The sequence below is a fragment of the Sphingobium baderi genome, from assembly GCF_001456115.1.
GTDB lineage: Bacteria > Pseudomonadota > Alphaproteobacteria > Sphingomonadales > Sphingomonadaceae > Sphingobium > Sphingobium baderi_A.
In genome coordinates, this window is sequence record NZ_CP013264.1 from 3,464,028 (window position 1) to 3,484,275 (window position 20,248).

The 20,248-nt window shown below is 63.6% G+C and carries 20 protein-coding genes, 2 tRNA genes and 1 other RNA gene; 13 read left to right on the forward strand and 10 right to left on the reverse strand.

Annotated features, from left to right (window positions below):
* Positions 1–30: 30 nt before the first annotated feature.
* Positions 31–1,989 carry a transketolase gene (gene tkt, locus ATN00_RS16900; protein ID WP_062066717.1) on the reverse strand — a complete coding sequence of 653 codons (1,959 nt, stop codon included), beginning with the start codon at positions 1,987–1,989 and terminating at the stop codon, positions 31–33.
* 172 nt (positions 1,990–2,161) lie between these two features.
* Between tkt and ATN00_RS16905 the strand changes: the two genes are divergently transcribed.
* From ATN00_RS16905 to aqpZ, 6 genes are all read left to right on the forward strand, one after another.
* On the forward strand, positions 2,162–2,356 hold the full coding sequence (locus tag ATN00_RS16905; RefSeq protein ID WP_231746311.1) for a hypothetical protein: 195 nt from the start codon (positions 2,162–2,164) through the stop codon (positions 2,354–2,356).
* Complete coding sequence (locus ATN00_RS16910; RefSeq protein WP_062066720.1) at positions 2,349–2,684, forward strand: cell division protein ZapA; 336 nt, start codon at positions 2,349–2,351, stop codon at positions 2,682–2,684. The genes ATN00_RS16905 and ATN00_RS16910 overlap by 8 nt, the downstream gene beginning before the upstream one ends.
* Positions 2,685–2,696: 12 nt before the next feature.
* Positions 2,697–2,853, forward strand: a non-coding RNA gene (gene ssrS, locus ATN00_RS24435) — 6S RNA.
* A 59-nt stretch (positions 2,854–2,912) separates the two neighbouring features.
* Positions 2,913–3,503 (forward strand): 5-formyltetrahydrofolate cyclo-ligase, encoded by a 591-nt coding sequence (locus tag ATN00_RS16915; protein ID WP_062066723.1) that lies wholly within the window; start codon positions 2,913–2,915, stop codon positions 3,501–3,503.
* A complete protein-coding gene (locus tag ATN00_RS16920) occupies positions 3,500–3,727 on the forward strand; it encodes a DUF2842 domain-containing protein (protein ID WP_062066726.1) in 228 nt (75 codons plus the stop codon). Before ATN00_RS16915 ends, ATN00_RS16920 begins: the two co-directional genes overlap by 4 nt.
* A gap of 270 nt (positions 3,728–3,997) precedes the next feature.
* On the forward strand, positions 3,998–4,729 hold the full coding sequence (gene aqpZ, locus ATN00_RS16925; protein ID WP_062066729.1) for an aquaporin Z: 732 nt from the start codon (positions 3,998–4,000) through the stop codon (positions 4,727–4,729).
* A 97-nt stretch (positions 4,730–4,826) separates the two neighbouring features.
* Here aqpZ and ATN00_RS16930 read toward each other — a convergent pair.
* Both ATN00_RS16930 and ATN00_RS16935 read right to left on the reverse strand, forming a co-directional pair.
* Positions 4,827–4,903, reverse strand: a tRNA-Asp gene (locus ATN00_RS16930).
* Positions 4,904–4,944: 41 nt separating this feature from the next.
* On the reverse strand, positions 4,945–6,099 hold the full coding sequence (locus tag ATN00_RS16935) for an AI-2E family transporter (RefSeq protein WP_062066732.1): 1,155 nt from the start codon (positions 6,097–6,099) through the stop codon (positions 4,945–4,947).
* 175 nt (positions 6,100–6,274) lie between these two features.
* Between ATN00_RS16935 and ATN00_RS16940 the strand changes: the two genes are divergently transcribed.
* Positions 6,275–6,742 carry a hypothetical protein gene (locus tag ATN00_RS16940; protein ID WP_062066735.1) on the forward strand — a complete coding sequence of 156 codons (468 nt, stop codon included), beginning with the start codon at positions 6,275–6,277 and terminating at the stop codon, positions 6,740–6,742.
* Between the two features lie 140 nt (positions 6,743–6,882).
* Here ATN00_RS16940 and ATN00_RS16945 read toward each other — a convergent pair whose 3' ends face one another.
* The 4 genes from ATN00_RS16945 to thyA form a co-directional block, all read right to left on the reverse strand.
* Positions 6,883–8,196, reverse strand: a complete 1,314-nt coding sequence (locus tag ATN00_RS16945; protein WP_062066738.1) for a dihydrolipoamide acetyltransferase family protein — start codon at positions 8,194–8,196, stop codon at positions 6,883–6,885.
* 103 nt (positions 8,197–8,299) lie between these two features.
* Complete coding sequence (locus tag ATN00_RS16950) at positions 8,300–9,304, reverse strand: alpha-ketoacid dehydrogenase subunit beta (RefSeq protein WP_062068917.1); 1,005 nt, start codon at positions 9,302–9,304, stop codon at positions 8,300–8,302.
* Between the two features lie 41 nt (positions 9,305–9,345).
* On the reverse strand, positions 9,346–10,641 hold the full coding sequence (locus ATN00_RS16955; protein ID WP_062066741.1) for a 3-methyl-2-oxobutanoate dehydrogenase (2-methylpropanoyl-transferring) subunit alpha: 1,296 nt from the start codon (positions 10,639–10,641) through the stop codon (positions 9,346–9,348).
* Positions 10,642–10,749: 108 nt separating this feature from the next.
* Complete coding sequence (thyA, locus tag ATN00_RS16960) at positions 10,750–11,697, reverse strand: thymidylate synthase (RefSeq protein ID WP_257720649.1); 948 nt, start codon at positions 11,695–11,697, stop codon at positions 10,750–10,752.
* 192 nt (positions 11,698–11,889) lie between these two features.
* Here thyA and ATN00_RS16965 point away from each other — a divergent pair, with 192 nt between their 5' ends.
* Positions 11,890–12,177 carry a hypothetical protein gene (locus tag ATN00_RS16965; protein WP_231746312.1) on the forward strand — a complete coding sequence of 96 codons (288 nt, stop codon included), beginning with the start codon at positions 11,890–11,892 and terminating at the stop codon, positions 12,175–12,177.
* Between the two features lie 97 nt (positions 12,178–12,274).
* Positions 12,275–12,351, forward strand: a tRNA-Pro gene (locus ATN00_RS16970).
* A 79-nt stretch (positions 12,352–12,430) separates the two neighbouring features.
* Here the strand turns inward: ATN00_RS16970 and putA are convergent.
* Complete coding sequence (gene putA / locus ATN00_RS16975; protein WP_062066747.1) at positions 12,431–16,039, reverse strand: trifunctional transcriptional regulator/proline dehydrogenase/L-glutamate gamma-semialdehyde dehydrogenase; 3,609 nt, start codon at positions 16,037–16,039, stop codon at positions 12,431–12,433.
* Between the two features lie 98 nt (positions 16,040–16,137).
* On the opposite strand from putA, the gene ATN00_RS16980 reads away from it, so the two are divergent.
* Entirely contained in the window at positions 16,138–16,638 is a 501-nt protein-coding gene (locus tag ATN00_RS16980) for an Lrp/AsnC family transcriptional regulator (RefSeq protein WP_062066750.1), read from the forward strand.
* A gap of 3 nt (positions 16,639–16,641) precedes the next feature.
* Here ATN00_RS16980 and purB read toward each other — a convergent pair whose 3' ends face one another.
* Positions 16,642–17,958: an adenylosuccinate lyase gene (gene purB, locus ATN00_RS16985; RefSeq protein ID WP_062066753.1), complete on the reverse strand. Its 1,317-nt coding sequence runs from the start codon at positions 17,956–17,958 to the stop codon at positions 16,642–16,644.
* A 274-nt stretch (positions 17,959–18,232) separates the two neighbouring features.
* On the opposite strand from purB, the gene ATN00_RS16990 reads away from it, so the two are divergent.
* Complete coding sequence (locus ATN00_RS16990; protein WP_062066756.1) at positions 18,233–18,676, forward strand: EF-hand domain-containing protein; 444 nt, start codon at positions 18,233–18,235, stop codon at positions 18,674–18,676.
* Between the two features lie 126 nt (positions 18,677–18,802).
* Here the strand turns inward: ATN00_RS16990 and ATN00_RS16995 are convergent, their stop codons facing one another.
* A complete protein-coding gene (locus tag ATN00_RS16995; RefSeq protein WP_062066759.1) occupies positions 18,803–18,997 on the reverse strand; it encodes a hypothetical protein in 195 nt (64 codons plus the stop codon).
* A gap of 204 nt (positions 18,998–19,201) precedes the next feature.
* Here ATN00_RS16995 and ATN00_RS17000 point away from each other — a divergent pair, with 204 nt between their 5' ends.
* Positions 19,202–19,558, forward strand: coding sequence for a lipopolysaccharide assembly protein LapA domain-containing protein (locus ATN00_RS17000; RefSeq protein ID WP_062066762.1), 357 nt, complete (start codon positions 19,202–19,204; stop codon positions 19,556–19,558).
* Positions 19,555–20,229 (forward strand): orotidine-5'-phosphate decarboxylase, encoded by a 675-nt coding sequence (gene pyrF, locus ATN00_RS17005; RefSeq protein WP_062066765.1) that lies wholly within the window; start codon positions 19,555–19,557, stop codon positions 20,227–20,229. Before ATN00_RS17000 ends, pyrF begins: the two co-directional genes overlap by 4 nt.
* Positions 20,230–20,248: the final 19 nt, after the last annotated feature.

Genomic DNA, 20,248 nt, shown 5'->3' on the forward strand with positions numbered 1-20,248 from the left:
CTCCCGTTTTGCGTGTTGGCTTGGATATGTTCAGGCGAGCGCGGCCGCGATCTGCGGCGCGATCTTGGCGGCCGTGAGGCCGAAATGGTCGTAGAGCACTTCGGCCGGAGCCGATGCGCCAAAGCTGTCGATACCGAAACGCAGCGCGGCATAGCGTTCCCAGCCGAAAGTCGTGCCCGCCTCAATCGACGCGTGCAAGACGCCCTGCGGCAGAATGTCGTCCTTGTACGACTGCGTCTGCGCTTCGAAATGCGCCCAGCTCGGCATGGAGACGACATCCGCGCCGATGCCCTGCGCTTCGAGCGCTTCGGCAGTGGCGACGGCGATCTCGACTTCCGATCCGGTGGCGATCAGCACGACCTTGCGGTCCGCCTTGGCCGCGCGCAGGCGGTAGGCGCCCTTGGCCGACAGATTCTCGCCCGCCTTCTCCGTGCGGAGCTGCGGCAGATTCTGGCGGGTCAGCGCCAATACGGAGGGACCAGTCGCGTCCTTGAGCGCCAGTTCCCAGCATTCCGCCGTCTCGACCACATCGGCGGGGCGATAGACGTCGAGATTGGGGATCATGCGAAGCGACATGACATGCTCGATCGGCTGATGCGTCGGGCCGTCTTCGCCAAGGCCGATGGAATCGTGCGTCAGAACGTGGATCACTCGCTGCTGCTGGAGCGCGGCCAGACGGATGCCGCCGCGCATATAGTCGGAGAAGACGAGGAATGTGCCGCCATAGGGGATGACGCCACCGTGCAGCGCCATGCCGTTCATCGCGCAGGCCATGCCGAATTCGCGGATGCCGTAATAGATGTAGCGGCCCGCATAATCGTCACGGGTCAGCGGCCCGGTGGACTTGGTCTTGGTGTTGTTGGAGCCGGTGAGGTCGGCCGATCCGCCCACGGTTTCGGGCAGCAGGTCGTTGATCACGCCGAGCGCCAGTTCGCTGGCCTTGCGGGTCGCCACCTTCTGCGGCGCAGCGATCAGGCTGTCGATATAGGCGTCGAGCGAGAAGCCGGCGGGCAGTTCCCCCGCCATGCGGCGCTCAAATTCCGCCTTTTGTCCGTTGCTTGCGAGACGACCTTCCCATTTGGCGCGAATGGGCGCGCCCCTCGCACCGATTTCGCGCCATCCGGCGGCGACATCTTCGGGGATGACGAACGGTTCGGCTGCCCAGCCCAGAAATTCGCGCGCGGCGGCGACTTCCGCTTCGCCCAGCGCGGAGCCGTGGACGCCGGACGTGCCTGCCTTGTTGGGCGCGCCATAACCGATCTTGGTGGAGCAGGCGATCAACGAGGGACGCGGATCGGCCAGCGCCTCGTCGATGGCGCGGCGCACATCGGCCGTGTCATGGCCGTCGCAGGACACGACATGCCAGCCGGTCGCGGCATAGCGGGCGCGAATGTCTTCGTTGGAGGACAGGTCCACCGCGCCGTCGATGGTGATCTTGTTATCGTCCCACAGCACGATCAGGCGGCCAAGGTTCAGATGCCCCGCAAGGCCAATAGCCTCATGGTTGATACCTTCCATCAGGCAACCGTCGCCCGCGATCACCCATGTCCGGTGGTCGACCAGGTCGTCGCCGAACTCCGCATTCAGGTGCCGTTCCGCAATCGCCATGCCCACGGCCGTGGCGAGGCCCGAACCCAGCGGCCCGGTTGTCGCCTCGACGCCTGCCAGCTCGAAATTCTCCGGATGGCCAGCGCAGGGACTGCCCAGCTGACGGAAGTTGCGGATGTCCTCTATCGTCGGACGCGCATAGCCGGTCAGGTGCAACAGCGAGTAGATCAGCATCGACCCATGCCCCGCCGACAGCACGAAGCGGTCGCGGTCGGCCCATTTGGGCTGGCTCGGATCGAACTTCAGATAGTCGGAAAAGAGGACCGTGGCGACATCGGCCATGCCCATCGGCATGCCCGGATGCCCGCTATTGGCAGCCTGAACCGCGTCCATGGAGAGGGCGCGAATGGCGTTGGCGAGCGTCTTTTCGGAAACGGTCATCGGGGGCGGGCGTCTTTCCTGTCTGGCGAAATGCCCGCATCATGCAGGCGAGTCGGAATCGGGCCTCCTTTGTCGCGTCAAGCCCCATGCGTCAACCATAGGCGGGGCGGACGCTGCGCCGGACCGTTCAATCACGGCTTTTTCGGGACGGCAAGTTTCGCTATGCAGGGCCATGGCAAGCGACCGCATGAAGCAGGCGATCGACGCGCTGGAGCGCGCAATCGACCGTCTGGAACAGAATATGGACAGGCTGGGGCCGTCCACTTCTTCCCTTCCCTCTTCCGGCGTCGATGCGACAGCCGCCCGCGCGGCGCTCAAATCGCTGGACGCGCTGATCGGCGAACTCAAGGAAGGCGCCCATGGCTGAAACCACGCTTTATATAGCCGGGCGGCAATATGATCTGCGCTGCCGCGATGGCGAGGAAGCGCATCTGGCGCATCTCGCGGGCCTGATCGAGCGCAAGGCACGGCTGGCGCAACAGGCGACGCCGGGATTGACGGAGGTGCGGACACTGCTGTTCGCGGCGCTGTTCCTGGCCGACGAACTCAACGACATGAAGAGGGAAGTCGCCGGACGGCAGGAAGCCCTGCCACTTGACGACGGAGGCGATCCGGCTGTGCTGGCGATAGAGGTTTTGACGGCGCGGCTGGAAAAGCTGAGCGACAGGCTTGCCGCGCCCTTGCCGGACGCCTAGATAGTAAGGCGACGGGCACTGCCTGGTACGAGCTTTAGCGAACATCCCTGAGGCGATAATCACATCCACGGGGGCTGTCCCTGGGCGGGCCCTGGCCCGATCTACATGGTCCCCACCTGACGTTGAGGCGTCAGAGGATTTTCCAGCCAACGGCCAAGGTGGTCCCGTCACCCGCCTTCCCTATATTCCTCTTCCCATCGCCGCCACCCTGACGCAAAGGGCTTGTTCATGAGCGACGAACATAGCGGCATGCCGGACAAGCCCACATTACGCGCCATGGCGCGGCAGCGGCGGCGCGCTTTCGTGGCGGGGCTGGACCCGCTGGCGCACCGGTTGGCGTTCAAGGTGCTGCCTTCCCCTCTCGCGAGGCGGCTGGCGGATGTGCGGACGGTGGCGCTCTATATGGGGATCGAGGATGAAGCCCCCGCGCAAAGGCTGGCCGCAAAGCTGATCGAGACTGGCAGGACGGTGGCCTTGCCGCGCGTGATCGACCGGATGGGGAGCATGGAATTCCTGGCATGGCATCCGGACGCACCGCTGCTGCCCGGCCGCTTTGGCACCAGTCACCCCGAACAGGGCGATGGTCCTGTGGCGCCGGACGCCATCATTGCGCCGCTGCTGGGCTTTGACCGGGCGATGAACCGGCTGGGTCAGGGCGGTGGCTATTATGACCGGGCCTTTGCCCGCTACCCGGACGCGCTGCGTGTCGGGCTGGCATGGTCGGTGCAGGAGCAGGAGGCGATTCCCGCCGATCCTTGGGATTTGCCGCTTCATATGGTGCTGACCGAAGTGGAACTGATCGAGGGGGAAGAGTCATGAAACATTATGAACCGAGCTGGCGCAAGCCCGCGGGCATGTTCATGATCCTGGCGCTCATCCTGCTGTGGGCCGTGCTGGTGGGTAGCCTGTCGGGCCTCATCGGACAGTTGCCGATGATCGCGCAGGTGCCGGTCTATATTTTCCTCGGCCTCATCTGGATCTGGGTTCTGCCCCTCAAGCGCCTGCTCGCCTGGATGGAGACGGGCCGCTGGCGGCGCGGATAAGCCGTGACAGCCTTCCCTTTTCGGTATATCTCCCAAGCCGTTAAGGGGTCGTAACGGATATCCGCACCTGACGGAATACCGCCACCCCTGCTACAAGAGGGGGAGGCGAAGGCATGTTCCCATGCCTGCTATTGCGACCCGGACGCGCCCGTGAAGGCGCTCCTTTCCCGCGCGCACTCTTCTTCCGCATCACCCTTTCCAGCATCACTGGCGGAGCCACCCCGCCACGACACCCGACATGACGGTGGCGCAGCGCAACAGGAGGACAAGATGGTGCCAATGAGCAAGAGATTGTTTGCGGAAACCTTCGGTACATTCTGGCTTGTTTTCGGCGGATGCGGCAGCGCCGTGCTGGCGGCGGCCTTTCCCGATGTGGGCATCGGTCTGCTGGGCGTCAGCCTGGCTTTCGGCCTGACATTGCTGACCATGGCCTATTCCATCGGCCATATATCCGGATGCCACCTCAATCCCGCCGTAACCATCGGCCTGTGGGCGGGCGGACGCTTTCCCGTACGGGACATCGCGCCCTATATCGTCGCACAACTGGTGGGGGCCGTGATCGCCGCCGCGCTGCTTCTCTATATCGCGAGCGGTGAGCCGGACTTCGTATTGATGGGCAACGGCCTTGCGGTGAACGGCTATGGCGCCAATTCGCCGGGCGGCTATGTGCTGTCATCGGCCTTCGCGATCGAAGTCGTGCTGACCTTCGGCTTCCTGAGCGTGATATTGGGCTCGACAGACAGCCGCGCGCCCGCCGGTTTCGCGCCAATCGCGATCGGACTGTCGCTGACGCTGATCCACCTTATCAGCATTCCTGTCACCAATACGTCGGTCAATCCCGCGCGTAGCACGGGCCCGGCATTATTGGTCGGGGGGATCGCCCTGCATCAGCTCTGGCTGTTCTGGATTGCGCCGATTGCGGGCGCGGTGATCGCCGGCGGCGTCTATCGCTGGCTGGCAGAAGAACCGAAGGCGCCCGCCGTCGTGGGCGAGAATCTGTAGCTTGACGCATCGGGCCGATGCTTCGGCGTCGGCCCATTGGCTATTGTCATGAAGCGGGAAAATCTGGTCGAAACCAGTGGCCATCCTTCGTGAAAGATGGCGCGAGTGACGGGGCTCGAACCCGCGACCTCCGGCGTGACAGGCCGGCGCTCTAACCAACTGAGCTACACCCGCGTTTGGTGTGGGCGGGCATCTATGCGGGCGCGCTTCGCCTGTCAACCATCCGTAACAGGACTTTCTTCTTTCTCTTCATTTTCTTTGCGCGGAGACACCACCAGCGTCCCCCGCTCGAACAGGAAACCGGCAATATCCGGGGTTCCCGCTGCCGAAACGACGGTCTGGATGATGATGAGCAGCGGCACGCCCAGCAGCGCGCCGGGCGTGCCCCACACCCATCCCCAAAAGGCGAGCGACACCAGAATCAGCAGCGGGTTCATCGTCAGCCGCCGTCCCAATATCATCGGCGTCACCACATTGGCCTCGACCAGATGGAAGCCCACCTGCAAGGCGGCGGGGAGCAGCGCCCACCACGGATCGTCGAACACCATCAACCCGCCCAGCGCCAACAGCACCGCCGCCAGCATCGGCCCGAAATAGGGGATGAAATTGAGCAGCGCGACGATGCCGCCCCACATCAGCGGCGATGGCATCCCCACCAGCCACAACGACAGCGCCACCGCGCCGCCAAGGCAGAGGTTCACCGTCGCAATGGTCAACACATAAGCGGATGTCGCGTCCACGACGTTCTGGATCACGCGGGCTACCGCCATGGCTCCGTCGAAACTGTCCCGGCTGTTGATCGTGCGCCGCCGCAGCTTCGTCCAGCCCGCGAGGAAGAAATAGATGATGAGCAGGCCGAACACCATCTGGATGATCGCGGACGGCGCCGATGTCGCCGCGAATTGCAGCAGCGAACGGGGCGCTTCGACTGCCGCGGTCTGGGCCGCCGCGACAGGGCCGCTCGCCAGCATCTGGACGGTTTCGTCGACGAAGCGCTGCAACTGGGAATAATAGTCGATCAGCGGCGCGAGATTGGCCTGAATCCGGGGCAGCCGCTGCGGCAATATGCCGAACCAGTCCGTCGCGGGGACGATAATCAGCACAAGCGCGGTATTGGCCACCATCAGAAAGACGATGACGGCGAGCAGGGCCGCAAAAGCGGACGGAAGTCCGCGCCGTTCCATCCACTCCAGAAAGGGCACCAGCGCAATGGCGACGACCAGAGCGGCGGTCAGCGGCAGGAAGAATTCCGCGCCCGCGCTGAGCGCGAAGGGCAAGGCCAGCAACAGCCCCAGCCCCGCACTGAGCGCAATGGAAGCAAGCAGCCGGTCGCGACGCCTGATGACCTCCTTTTCTTCCGCCGGTAACATCGCGCCAGAATCCGTTATTGCCCCACTTTATGGAAAATGCTCTGCGCCCGTAGACAGGGGCCGTCAATTTGGATTCGGATCGCAGGGCGACGACAGGAAGGAAAACGCCGCCTTAACCGAATGTTCGCTTCTGCGCGGCACTATCCGGTTCAGGGATGAAGGAACGGGGCTTCACATGACGATCATACGCTGGCTTTGCACCCTGGCGGTTCTGGCCATGCCATCGGTAGCAGCCGCGCAACAGGACATGCGGCTTGATACGCAGATCTTCGTGGAGCGGGTGATGACCGACCTCAACGGACGCGAACGCCGCATCCTTTCCAATGCGGATCGGGTGGCGCCGGGCGACCAGCTCATCTTCGTGGTCCATTGGCGCAACGAAGGCAGCAATCCGGCAAGAGGTTTCGCGATTACCAAAGCGGTGCCACGCGGCGCACGGATCGATACCAGCGATCCCCGGATGGACGTGTCGGTCGATGGCGGCGCGCATTGGGGACGGCTGGACCAGCTATGGCTGCCGACCCCACTAGGCGGAATGCGCCGCGCCGTCGCCGAAGATGTGACGCATGTGCGCTGGCCCCTGCCTCGCAGCGCCCTCCCCGGCGAAAGCGGCCGGCTAAGTTATCGCGCCATCGCCCGATAGCCCTTCCATTTTCTTCGGAAATTGAGCGACCGCTTACGATCAATGGCGAACATAGCCCATGTCCATTCGCCCTGAGTAGGAACTGAGCGAACGGAGGATGGGAAAGCAGACCCTCCGCTCCCCACCCAATTCCAGTCTCCTCAATCCACGAACAGCAGCGCGGGCGTTTCCAGACGCTTCCTGAGCGCCTGGACGAAGCTCGCCGCGTCCCACCCGTCGACGACGCGGTGGTCGCAGCTTATCGACATGTTCATGAGCTTGGCCGCCACGACCTCCCGTCCCCGGAAAACGGGCCGCTCGATCACGCGATTGGGGCCGATGATCGCGACTTCCGGCCGATTGATGACCGGCGTGGTGGCGATGCCGCCCAGCGGCCCCAGCGATGTGATGGTGAGCGTCGAGCCGGACAGTTCCTCCGACTTCGCCCTGCCCGTGCGCGCGGCTTCGGCGAGGCGGCGGATTTCCGAAGCGAGTTGCCAGATATTGCGATCCTGCGCGTCGCGGATGACAGGAACCATCAGGCCCGCGTCGGTCTGCGTCGCCATGCCCAGATGAACCGCGCCGTAGCGCGTCACCACGCCCGCTTCATCGTCATAGCGCGCGTTCAGCATCGGAAATTCCGGCAGCGTGCGACATATTCCCACGATCAGCAGCGGCAACAGGGTCAGCTTCGGCCGATCCCCCCTGCCGGCGTTCAGTTGCTCGCGCAAAGCTTCCAGTTCGGTGACGTCGATTTCCTCGACATAGGTGAAGTGCGGGATGTGACGCTTGGACGCGGCCATATTCTCCGCGATGCGGCGGCGCATACCTATGACCTTGACGGCTTCGTCCGGGCGCCTGGCCGAACGGCCAGCCGGATGATAACCCTGCCCCGCGCCATAGAGTAGATAGGCGTCCAGATCGGCGTGACGAATGCGCTCGCCGCCATGCTTCACCTGAGCAAGGTCGATGCCCAGTTCCTTGGCCCGCGCCCGGACGGCGGGTGATGCAAGGATCGGCGTTTCGGCCTTGGCTTCCCCTGTCCCGTTCGGACTGAGCTTGTCGAGGCCCTTCTGTTCCTTGGTGGATTCCACCGCGCGCCCTTCGACAGGCTCAGGACGAATGGAGGGAGGCGTGTGCGCTTCCTCGATCACCGCTTCTCCGGGCGTCCCCGCCGCGATGACCTCTTCCGACGGCGGCGGAGTTTCTGCGGCGGGGACGACCTCGCCCTCCCCGTCCGTCTCGATCTCCACCAGCATGGAGCCAATGGGCACCTGATCGCCCGGCTCGCCCGCGAGGCGCATCACAATGCCTGCGACCGGACTTTCCATTTCCACCGTCGCCTTGTCGGTCATCATGTCGGCGATAGGCTGATCTTCCTCCACCCGGTCGCCGACCTTGACGTGCCAGCCGACGATCTCCGCCTCGGAAATGCCTTCGCCGATGTCCGGCAGCTTGAATGTGAACAGTGCCATTACAGAACTCCGTTCGTGTCGAGCGAAGTCGAGACACGAGGCAAGTTGAACACACTTCCGTTTCTCGACTTCGCTCGAAACGAACGGAAGGGGTTGGACATGATCAATCCTTCATGATCTTGGCGATGGCTTCGCGTATCCTCACGGGACCGGGGAAATAGGCCCATTCCAGACTGTGCGGATAAGGCGTGTCAAAGCCGGTGACGCGCTCGATCGGCGCTTCGAGATGGTAGAAGCAGCGTTCCTGCACCAGCGCGGACAGTTCCGCGCCAAAGCCGCTGGTCCGCGTCGCCTCATGGACGATCAGGCAGCGCCCGGTCTTCTTCACGGACGCCTCGATAGCTTCGATGTCGAGCGGCACCAGCGTCCGCAAATCCACGATCTCCGCGTCCAGTCCCATGGCCGCGACGGTGTTCTCGACCACATGAACCATCGTGCCGTAACACAATATGGTGAGCGCCTCGCCCGCCCGCACCGTCCGCGCCTGCCCCAGCGGAATGCGGTAATAGCCGGCCGGCACCTGCGCGTCGGGATGCCCGGCCCAGCTTTTCGCGGGCGTATCGTAGTGGCCGTCGAACGGCCCGTTATAGATGCGCTTGGGTTCGAAGAAGATCGTCGGATCATTGTCCTCGATGGCGGCGATCAACAGCCCCTTGGCGTCATAGGGCGTCGCCGGAATCACCGTCTTGACGCCCGACACATGAGTGAAGATGCCCTCAGGCGACTGGCTGTGCGTCTGCCCGCCGAAGATGCCGCCGCCAAAGGGCGAGCGCACTGTCATCGGCGCGATGAACTCACCCGCCGAACGATAGCGCAGGCGCGCGGCTTCGGAGACGAGCTGGTCCAGCGCGGGATAGATATAGTCGGCGAACTGGATTTCCGGCACCGGGCGCAGGCCATAGGCGCCCATGCCCACCGCCACACCGATGATGCCGCATTCGGTGATCGGCGTGTCGAACACGCGGTTCTTGCCATATTTCTGTTGCAAGCCCGCCGTCGCGCGAAAGACGCCGCCGAAATATCCGACATCCTCGCCCATCACGACCACTTGCGCGTCGCGCTCCATCATCACGTCCAGCGCGCTGTTGATCGCCTGGATCATGTTCATCTGCTGCGCGTCGGCGCGCGCCTCCTGCGTCATGGTTTCGCTCACAGTCCCGCCGCCTTCCATTCGTCGAGCATCTGCTGCTGCTGTTCCTTCAGGTGCCAGGGCATCTCTTCGAACACATCCTCAAACAGGGATTCCATCGGATGATGGAGGCCATGGCCCAATATCCCGTTCTTCTCCGCCTCCCGCGCGGCATCGCGGACCATTTCGGCCAGTTCCTTATCCATCGCGGCATGGCGCTCCTCGTCCCATATGCCCAGGCGGATGCAATGCTGCTTCAGCCGCGCAATAGGGTCGCCCAGCGGCCACAAACTGCTCTCCTCCGCCGACCGGTAGGCGCTGGGATCATCGGAAGTGCTATGCCCCTCAACGCGATAGGTGAAATGCTCGATCAGCGTCGGCCCGGCATTGGAGCGCGCCCGGTCCGCCGCCCAACGGGTAGCGGCATAAACCGCCAGCACGTCATTTCCGTCCACGCGCAAACCGGCAATGCCATAGCCCACGGCCCGCGCGGCGAAGGTTGTAGCTTCGGCTCCCGCAAAACCTGAAAAGCTGCTGATAGCCCACTGGTTATTCACGATATTCATGATGACCGGCGCGCGATAGACGCTGGCGAAGGTGCAGGCGGAATGGAAGTCGCCTTCCGCCGTGGAGCCTTCGCCGCACCAAGTCGCGGCGATGCGCGTGTCGCCCTTTGCCGCGCTCGCCATCGCCCAGCCCACCGCCTGCGGATATTGGGTGGTGAGGTTGCCGGAGATCGAGAAGAACCCCGCCTCCCGCGCTGAATACATGATGGGAAGCTGGCGCCCTTTCAGCCGGTCGCCGGTATTGGAATAGATCTGGTTCATCATGTCGATGATGGGCCAGTCGCGCGCGATCAATATGCCCTGCTGGCGATAGCTGGGAAAGCACATATCGTCGCGGGCAAGCGCCAGCGCCGCGCCGATGGACACGGCCTCTTCGCCGGTGGATTTCATGTAGAAGCTGGTCTTGCCCTGCCGCTGGGCGCGGAACATGCGCGCGTCGAAAGCGCGGGTCAGCGCCATGGCGCGCAACATCCGCAGCAGCGTTTCAGGCGGCAAATTGGGATTCCATTGGCCGACCGCTCCGCCATCCTCGTCCAGCACGCGAATCAACCCATAGGCCAGGTCGCGGATCTGGGCGGGCTGGACCGCTTCGTCGGGGCGCGCCGTGGCGTCGGCGGCGGGAATATCGAAATGAGAAAAATCGACGCTGTCACCGGGCCGGAATTTCGGCTCTGGTACATGCAACTCAAGGGTCGGCAGGTTGCGCCCCGCCACGCCTTCGCTCGCGCCAGATTCTGTCCGGTCGCTCATCCTGCCTCCTCTTGCGCGTTGCAATAAAATTACCAGACGTAATTATTATATTTCAACGCCGCGAAAGGCAAGGGTTGCTTACCCAAACATGTCAGACCCTTGTCCGCCTCACACCGCCACCGGGGCGGCGATATGAGATTGCGGCGTATAATCCAGCACTTCGAAGTCCTCGATCCTATAGTCGAAAATGCTTGAGGGCCGCCGATTGATCCGCAATTTCGGCGCGCCGGACGGCAAGCGGCTGAGCTGCTGCTCCACCAGTTCCGCATGGTTGAGGTAAAGGTGCACGTCGCCGCCCTGCCAGACCACGTCGCCCGGCTCCAGATCGCATTGCTGGGCGAGCATCCGGGTCATCATCGACAGGCCGAAGATATTGAACGCAAAGCCCAATCCAAGATCGCAACTGCGCTGGAACAGCAGGCCGTTGAGCCGCCCATCGGCCACCTGAAACTGATAGGTCATGTGGCAGGGCGGCAGCGCCATGTGCGGCACTTCCGCGACATTCCAGCCGGTGAAGAGCAGGCGGCGCGACCCCGGTGTCCGGCGAATCGATTCAATCAGTTCGGCGATCTGGTTGCGCCCCTTCTCGGCGCGACGGTAAAGCCCCTCTCCCGCCGGTTCATATAGCGGCCAGTTCACCCACTGCGCGCCATAAACCGGTCCCAGATCGCCCCAGCGCGCCGCGAAAGCGGCGTCGTCGACGATTCGCTGCTCGAAAGCATCGCGGTCGATTTCCTCCCCTGTCGCCTTGCGATAGGCGTCGAGCGGCCAGTCAGTCCAGATATGCACCCCCTGCCGCACCAGTTCGCGGATGTTGGTGTCACCGGTCAGAAACCACAGCATCTCCCGCGCTGCGACCTTCCAGTAAACCCGCTTGGTGGTGAGCAGCGGCACATGATCGTCCGCCAGCGAAAAACGCATCATCGCGCCCAATATGGAACGGGTGCCGACGCCCGTGCGGTCGATCCTCTCATCGCCTTCCGTCCAGATCCGGCGCATCAGGTCCAGATATTGCTGCTCATAATGCGGGGCGGTCGAGGCGGAGTGTTCGGTCAATGCAGCGGCCTTCCGGACGGATCGGTGAGTCTGTCGTTCCTTCCGCATCTACCCGCAGCATGACGCCCCTGCCAAGCAAATCGCGCCCGAAGGGAATTGCACCGAAATGGCGAAAGCTGGCGAGCGGAACGGACAGGGTTCCGATAGCTCCGCCTCGCCCGGTGGCGGCACTATCCCCTCATGCAGGGAGATGTGGAAATCGCGCTGGTGATACTGGACGACCATTGGCGGCCGCTCCATCGATTGCATCCGCACGAGGACTGGCGTTCCACGGCAAGGCAATTATTGCTGTTCAAAAGCCGGTGGCTGGCCCTTCATCAGCGGCGCAAGAGGGACAGGGTCGCCACGCTCCGTCCTTCCGACATCGTGCTGACCCGTTCGCTTTACCGCCGCATCCGCCCGCTGGGGATGTTGCTCGCCGATCATGTGATAGATGCGCGGAACGATCGATTCAGCTTCCGGGCAGCGGGGTTGTTGTAGCTGCAAAAAAAGCGCATCCACCGCTTGCCAGCCCGAAAAGCCACCTCTATAGGCTGCGGCCTGCCCAGCGGGATCGCCCAGCGAAACCGCCGACGGTCGGGGAGTAGCTCAGCCTGGTAGAGCACTGTCTTCGGGAGGCAGGGGCCGGAGGTTCGAATCCTCTCTCCCCGACCAAAAACTCTATCCATCGCGGCTGGAATGCGCCAGCGAAGCGGCGTGCCGTTTCATCAAAACCATGCGGGCGAGCTGCATTTCAACCGATCATCATCAGGCTGGCATTGCCACCAGCCGCCGTCGTGTTGATGGAAATCGACACCTCCTCCAGCAGCAGGTCGACCGGATGGCATCCCATGCGGCCCAGCGGCGCGGCATGGAGGGAAATGATCGGCCCCGGCCGCTCGGCAAGGAACTGGCCTGTCGCGGCGATCTTGTCCGCCTTGCCCTCTACCAGAGCAGCGGCCACAGGCATGGCGAGATCGGCGCAGAAACGGCTTGCGACAAGCGGCGGCAGATCGGCGGGCAATGCCATGCCCTCCAGCACGCCGCTATTCCCGGTGGCAAGGATGGCGGCCATCTGGTCGAACAGCCCCTGCTGCGTCGCCGGGAGCATCAGCACGGCTCCACGCGGATGCAGCGTATAGAGATTGCGTTCGCCCACTGGCCCCGGCAGCAGCTTTTCGATGCCCAGCGCCGATCGCTCTCCATAGCGGCGCGCCACGGCAACTGCGGCATCATCCCCCCGCGCATCAAGCCACTGGATAAAGGCGGACAGGGGCGCGGTCATTCCTTCCGTCCCCTGCAACACCGTCGGCGCAACGGCCGTCAGGCGCCCCAGATACAGCGGCCCACCCGCTTTGGGGCCGGTGCCTGACAACCCCCGCCCGCCAAAGGGCTGGACCCCGACCACCGCGCCGATGACATTGCGGTTCACATAGATATTGCCTGCCTGCACCCTCTGCATGACATGCGCGATGGTCTGGTCCAGCCGGGTATGCAGGCCGAAGGTCAGGCCATATCCGGTCGCGTTGATCGCATCGATCAACGGGTCGATCCGGTCGCGGGAAAAGCGGATGACGTGCAACACCGGCCCGAAAACCTCGCCTTTCAGGTCAGCGATGCTTTCCAGTTCGATGATCGTGGGCGGCACGAAAGTGCCATGGGCGGCTTCGTCGGGCAGCGTCTGCTGTTCCACCTTGCGGCCGAGTTTTCGCATGGCGTCGATATGCGCCTCAATCGTCGCCTTCGCTTCGGCGGTGATGACGGGGCCGGTATCGACCGCCAGCCTGTCGGGCCGGCCGATCCTGAGTTCCCTGAGCGCGCCCTTGAGCATGGCGAGCGTCCTGTCCGCGATGTCCTCCTGCAAGCACAGGATGCGGAGCGCCGAGCAACGCTGCCCCGCGCTGTCGAAGGCGGAGGCGATGACATCCGCCACCACCTGTTCTGCCAGCGCGGAGGAATCGACGATCATCGCATTCTGCCCACCCGTTTCGGCGATCAGCGGGATGGGATAGCCCTGGAGTGAAAGACGCCTAGACAGTTGATGCTGGATCAGGCGGGCGACTTCGGTCGATCCGGTGAACATGACGCCCGCCGTCTCTGATGCCGCGACAAGGGCCGCGCCGATGGCGCCATCGCCGGGGATCAGTTGCAGCGCATCGGCAGGCACGCCCGCCTCATGGAGGAGGCGAACGGCCTCCGCCGCGATCAGTGGAGTTTCCTCAGCGGGCTTCGCCAGCACCGGATTGCCCGCGACCAGCGCGGCGGCCACCTGCCCGGTGAAGATGGCGAGCGGAAAATTCCACGGGCTGATGCAGACGACCGGACCCAGCGGCTTCTGTTCCGCTCCAAAAGTCGTGCGCGCCTGCGCCGCATAGTAGCGCAGGAAGTCGATGGCCTCGCGCACCTCGGCGATGGCGTTGGGAAAGGACTTGCCCGCTTCCCGCACGATCAACCCCAGCAGGACCGGCATCCGCGCCTGCATGGCGTCGGCGGCGCGCTCCAGCGCGGCGGCCCGGTCGGCGACCGGGACATTGCCCCACAGGCTTTGCGAAGCGCGGATAGCGGCGGCGCGGGCTTGGCCGAGCGAAGCTTCAGTGACTGTGCCCACGACATCGCGATGATCGGCGGGATTGAACACCGGGCGCTCCGTCCCCTCCCCGCCCTCCGGCGCGGCGGTCCATGCGATGGTCGCGCTCTCCCGCAGCGCCACGGCCAGCGCCGCGAGCGCATCTTCGTCGCTCAGATCAATGCCTTGTGAATTGCGCCGGTCGGGATAGAGCGCCGACGGCAGCGCGATCTGGTCATGCCGATGCCCCGGATACGGCATGGCGCGCACCATATCGACGGGATCGGCCACCAGTTCATCGACCGGCACGGCGGGATCGGCAATGCGGTTCACAAAGGACGAGTTCGCGCCATTCTCCAGCAAACGCCGCACCAGATAGGCGAGCAGCGTCTCATGCGTGCCGACAGGCGCATAGATGCGGCAGGGGCGGTCCAGCCCTTTGGGGCCTACCACCTGCTCATAAAGCGGCTCGCCCATGCCGTGCAGGCACTGGAACTCATAGCGGCCCACCGCGAAATCCGGCCCGGCAAGCTGATAGATCGTCGCCAGCGTCTGGGCATTATGCGTCGCGAACTGCGGAAACACGGCGTCCGGCGCGGCCAGCAGTTGCTTCGCACAGGCGATATAGGCGACATCGGTATGCACCTTGCGCGTATAGACCGGAAAGTCGGCCAGCCCATCGACCTGCGCCCGCTTGATCTCCGCGTCCCAATAAGCGCCCTTGACCAGCCGCACCATGATCCGCCGTCCCGCCCGCCGCGCCAGATCGATGATCCAGTCGATGACGAAGGGGCAGCGCTTGCCATAGCCCTGCACCACGAAGCCTAGCCCGTTCCAGTCCGCCAGATCCGGGTCCAGCGCCAAACTTTCCAGCAGGTCGAGCGACAGCTCCAGCCGATCCGCCTCCTCCGCGTCGATATTAAAACCGATGTCATAGCTTTTTGAGAGCAGCGCCAGCGACTTCAGCCGGGGCAGCAACTCGCTCATCACGCGGCCGGCCTGCGCGCGGCTGTAGCGTGGGTGGAGCGCCGACAGCTTGATGGAGATGCCCGGCCCTTCATAGACGCCGCGCCCATGGGACGCCTTGCCTATCGCATGGATGGCGCGCTCATAATCATCGAAATAGCGCGCCGCATCGGCTGCGGTCGTCGCCGCCTCGCCCAGCATGTCATAGCTGTAGCGGAAGCCCTTCGCCTCCATCTCCTTCGCGCGTTTGAGCGCCTCGGCGATGGTTTCGCCAGTCACGAACTGCTCGCCCATCATCCGCATGGCCAGATCGACGCCGCGCCGGATCACAGGCTCGCCCGCCCGCGCGATCAGGCGGGTGAGCGCCGCGCTCAATCCCCTGTCGTCGACACTGCCGACCAGCTTGCCGGTGACGACAAGGCCCCATGTCGCCGCGTTGACGAACAGCGATTTGCCCCCGCCCATATGCGATCCCCAGTCCCCGTCCGCGATCTTGTCGCGGATCAGGGCGTCGCGGGTCGCATCGTCGGGAATCCGCAGCAAGGCTTCGGCCAGGCACATCAGCGCCACGCCTTCCTGACTGGAAAGCGAATATTCCTGCACCAATGCTTCGACGCCATTGCCCTTGCGATTGGCCCGCAGCGCCGTGACCAGCGCCCGGGCCGTTTCGCGCACGGCCTGACGTGTCGCATGGGGCAAGGCGGCCGCTTCGATCAGGGGCGCCATGCAGGCGGCTTCATCGCGGCGATAGGCGGCGGTGATGGCGCGCCGGAGGGAAGACCGCTCCCGGATGGCGGGGGCGAAATCGGCGAAGGGCGGCGGTGTCGTCATGCGACCATATTATCATCGCGGCGCGATGCGATCCGACTTTTAAAAAGGCCATCGACCTATCTCATGACTTATTTTCAGTCATCTGATAGGCAATATGGATGGACAAACCTCCAAAGTCAGTCGATCTGGACGATTTCGACCGCAAGATCATCGCTGCGCTGATCGAAGATGGGCGCATGACCGTCACCGACCTCGCCCGCACGGTGGGGCTGTCGAAAACGCCTTGTCAGGTGCGTCTCAGGCGGCTGATCGACGCCGGCGTCATCACGGGATTTCGCGCCATCGTCGACCCCGCGAAGCTGGGCATGGATCATGTCGCCTTTGCCGAAGTGAAGCTGTCCGACACACGCGAACAGGCGCTGCGCGAATTCAATGCGGCCGTGCGGCGTATCCCCGAAGTCGAGGAATGCCATATGATCGCCAGCAGCTTCGACTATCTGCTAAAGGTGCGGACGTCCGACATCCGCCGCTACCGCACGGTGCTGGGCGAGAAAATTTCCAGCCTGCCTCATGTGGCGAGCACATCGACCTATGTGGCGATGGAAACCGTGCTGGACGCGGGCGGATCACGCATGACCCGCCTCGCGACGCAGAAATAGGAGTCAGGCTTCGCCGAACACCCGCCTGAAGATCGTGTCAACCTGACGGAAGTGATAGCCGAGGTCGAACTTCTCCTCGATCTCTTGGGCGGTCAGCGCCGCGGACACGTCGGGATCGGCCTTCAGCAATTCCAGCAGCGAAAGCTGGCCGTCCGATTCCCACACCTTCATCGCGTTACGCTGAACGTAACGGTAGCTGTCCTCACGGCTCACCCCCGCTTGCGTCAGCGCCAGCAGCACGCGCTGCGAGTGGACAAGTCCGCCCATCTTGTCGAGATTCTTCATCATCCGCTCAGGATAGACGAGCAGCTTGTCGATCACGCCGGTCAGCCGACCCAACGCGAAATCGAGCGTGATCGTCGCATCCGGCCCGATATAGCGTTCCACCGACGAATGGCTGATGTCGCGTTCATGCCAGAGCGCCACATTCTCCATCGCGGGCATGGCGTAGCTGCGGACCATGCGGGCAAGGCCGGTGAGATTCTCGGTCAGCACCGGATTGCGCTTGTGCGGCATGGCGCTGCTGCCCTTCTGGCCGGGCGAGAAATATTCCTCCGCCTCCAGAACCTCGGTGCGCTGGAGGTGACGGACTTCCACCGCCAGCCGCTCAATGGACGAAGCAATGACGCCCAGCGTGGCGAAGAACATCGCATGGCGATCACGCGGGATGACCTGCGTGGACACCGGCTCGATGGCAAGGCCCAGCTTCTCCGCGACATGTTCTTCCACGCGCGGATCGATATTGGCGAAGGTGCCGACCGCGCCCGAAATGGCGCAGGTCGCGACTTCCTCGCGCGCGGCGATCAGGCGCGCCTTGCAGCGGCTGAACTCCGCATAGGCTTCCGCCATCTTGAGGCCGAAGGTGACGGGTTCGGCGTGGATGCCATGACTGCGGCCGATGGTCGGGGTCAGCTTATGCTCGAAGGCGCGGCGCTTGATGACGTCGAGCAGCTTGTCGAGATCCTCGATCAATATGTCTGACGCGCGCGCAAGCTGCACCGCGAGGCATGTATCCAGAACGTCGCTCGACGTCATGCCCTGATGCATGAAGCGCGCTTCGTCGCCCACCTGCTCCGCGACCCAGGTGAGGAAGGCGATGACGTCATGTTTGGTGACCGCCTCGATCGCATCGATCGCGGGCACGTCGATGGCCGGGTTGGTCGCCCACCAGTCCCACAGCGCCTTCGCCGCCGATTTCGGCACCACGCCCAGTTCGCCGAGCGCCTCGGTCGCGTGCGCTTCGATCTCGAACCAGATGCGGAAGCGGGCTTCCGGCTCCCAAAGAGCAGTCATTTGCGGGCGGGCGTAGCGAGGGACCATGGCGAATCCTGCATATTGGCGTGAACGGATGCCGCGCCGCCTAGCAGCGTCCCCAGCCAAGAGCAAATCGGCAGACTTCGGGTAAAAACCGTCATCCATTCGTCGCAATTGCAATAGAAATCACAGCCGAAACGAGCGGTCCAAAAAGACGAATGGAAGTTGATGAACAACCATTCAGGAACCTTATCGAGTATTGGGATATTATCCCTGCAAAGATCACAACGATGCCGTTTGAAACAAATTCACCAACGGAATGACAATTCAGGAGATTGATATGCTGCGTACCGTTCTTTTCTCGACCGCTCTTGCCATCACCGCCCCCGCGATCGCTCAGGAAGCTGCCACGCCGCAGCAAGGCACGACGCCGACCGCTCCGGCGCAGACCGCGCCAGCCCAACCCGACGCCGCAACACAGCCGGGCGCGGCCGCGCAGCCGCAGGCCGCGTCGCCTTCCAGTCAGGCCAATACGGTCGCGTCCATCGTGGATAGCGAATTTCCCGCTTATGACCTCAACAAGGACGGTCAGCTCGACAAGGCGGAATTTTCCAAATGGATGGTCGCGTTGAAAGATCAGGAAATGAAAGCGACCGGTAAGACCTTGCCGCCCGCCGAAGTGACGGCCTGGGCCGAGGGCGCCTTCGCCACGGCCGATGCGGACAAGAGCACGTCCGTCAGCAAGCCTGAGCTGGTCAGCTTCCTGGGCGGCGGCGCGGGTTGATCGCGGGCTGATCCTGAAAGGCGATCCCTGTCACGAAGCAGGAAACGGATACCCCGAAGGGTCGCACCAGGCGGCGTGAGCGAAGGCCACGCCGCCTCTTTTTTTGGACTCACCGCCCGGTAAGTGTCAGGACCGCTTCTTGTTGGTATAGAGGAGAGCCGCGACGATGGCGGCTGAACCTATGCCCACGGCCGCTCCCGTCCACGCCGCCTTACCGCCTTTTCGCGGAGGCGTTTTTCCGGCGGGGGGATGGGTCGGCGCGCCCTTTTCCTCAACGGTTTGCGACGCGGTTTCTGGCGGATTATCTTCGATCTTGCTCATGATCCCCCATGCTAAGCAACAATGGCATCAGGGGGAAGAGGGCAAAATGCCCGATGAAGGTGCATTCCCTGCAATGTGCTTGCATTTACGCCAAAGCATAATCATGCCCCTGATGTAACGATCGCGGCTTGCCGGGACGAGACGCTTCCGCCTTCCGTCAAAATCGCCTAAGCTGCCCACGGATCAGCAACCAAAGGATCGCCGATGCAATTTCTACGCACCGCCTTCTGGGTCGTCATCGCCGTCACCCTCGCCTTTTTCTGCATGGCGAATTATGTGCCGGTGACGGTTCGGCTCTGGGGCGATCTGGTGATGGAAACCAAATTGCCGGTTCTGCTTATCGGCGCCTTCCTTCTGGGCGCCGGGCCTTTCTGGATCATGGCGCGGGCTACCCGCTGGCGCATGAAACGCAGACTGGAAAGCACGGAACGCGCGCTCGCGGCTGTCACCGCCGCCGCCGCGCCGTCGCCACCTTCCCTTTCCTCCATGCCAAAGACGCAGGGCGATGAATCAGCCCTGTCCCCTGCGACATCCTCCCTTCACACAACAGGAACAGCATGAGCAGCCCCATCTACGTCGCCATCGACACGCCAGAGCTGGAAAAGGCGCAGGCATTAGCGGGGCAGGTGCGCCATCATGTCGGCGGATTGAAACTGGGGCTGGAATTTTTCTGCGCCAACGGCCACCACGGCGTGCATGAAATGATGAAGTTCGGCCTGCCGATCTTCCTCGACCTGAAATTGCACGACATTCCCAATACCGTGGCGAAGGCCATTCAGTCGCTCCATGTTCTGGAGCCCGCGATCCTGACCGTGCATGCCGCGGGCGGCCGCGCCATGCTGGAGAATGCAAAGGCCGCGGCGGGCGCCCATACGAAGGTTGTCGCCGTCACCGTGCTGACCAGTCTGGATGATGGCGACCTGCTCGACACAGGCGTCGGCGGCAGGGCGGAAGATCAGGTTGCGCGCCTCGCCGACCTGGCGCGCAGCGCGGGACTGGACGGCATCGTCTGCTCCGGCGCGGAAGTGGCGCTGGTGCGGCAGGCATGGCCCGAAGGCTTCTTCGTGGTGCCCGGCGTCAGGCCGGCGGGTGGCGCCATGGGCGATCAAAAGCGCGCCGTCACGCCGCGTGAAGCGCTTGATCGCGGCGCTTCCATTCTGGTCGTGGGCCGCCCGATCAGCCTCGCTGAAAATCCGGATACGGCCGCACGGGAAATCGAAGCGACGCTTTGAAGCAAAAAGCGACGGGGGC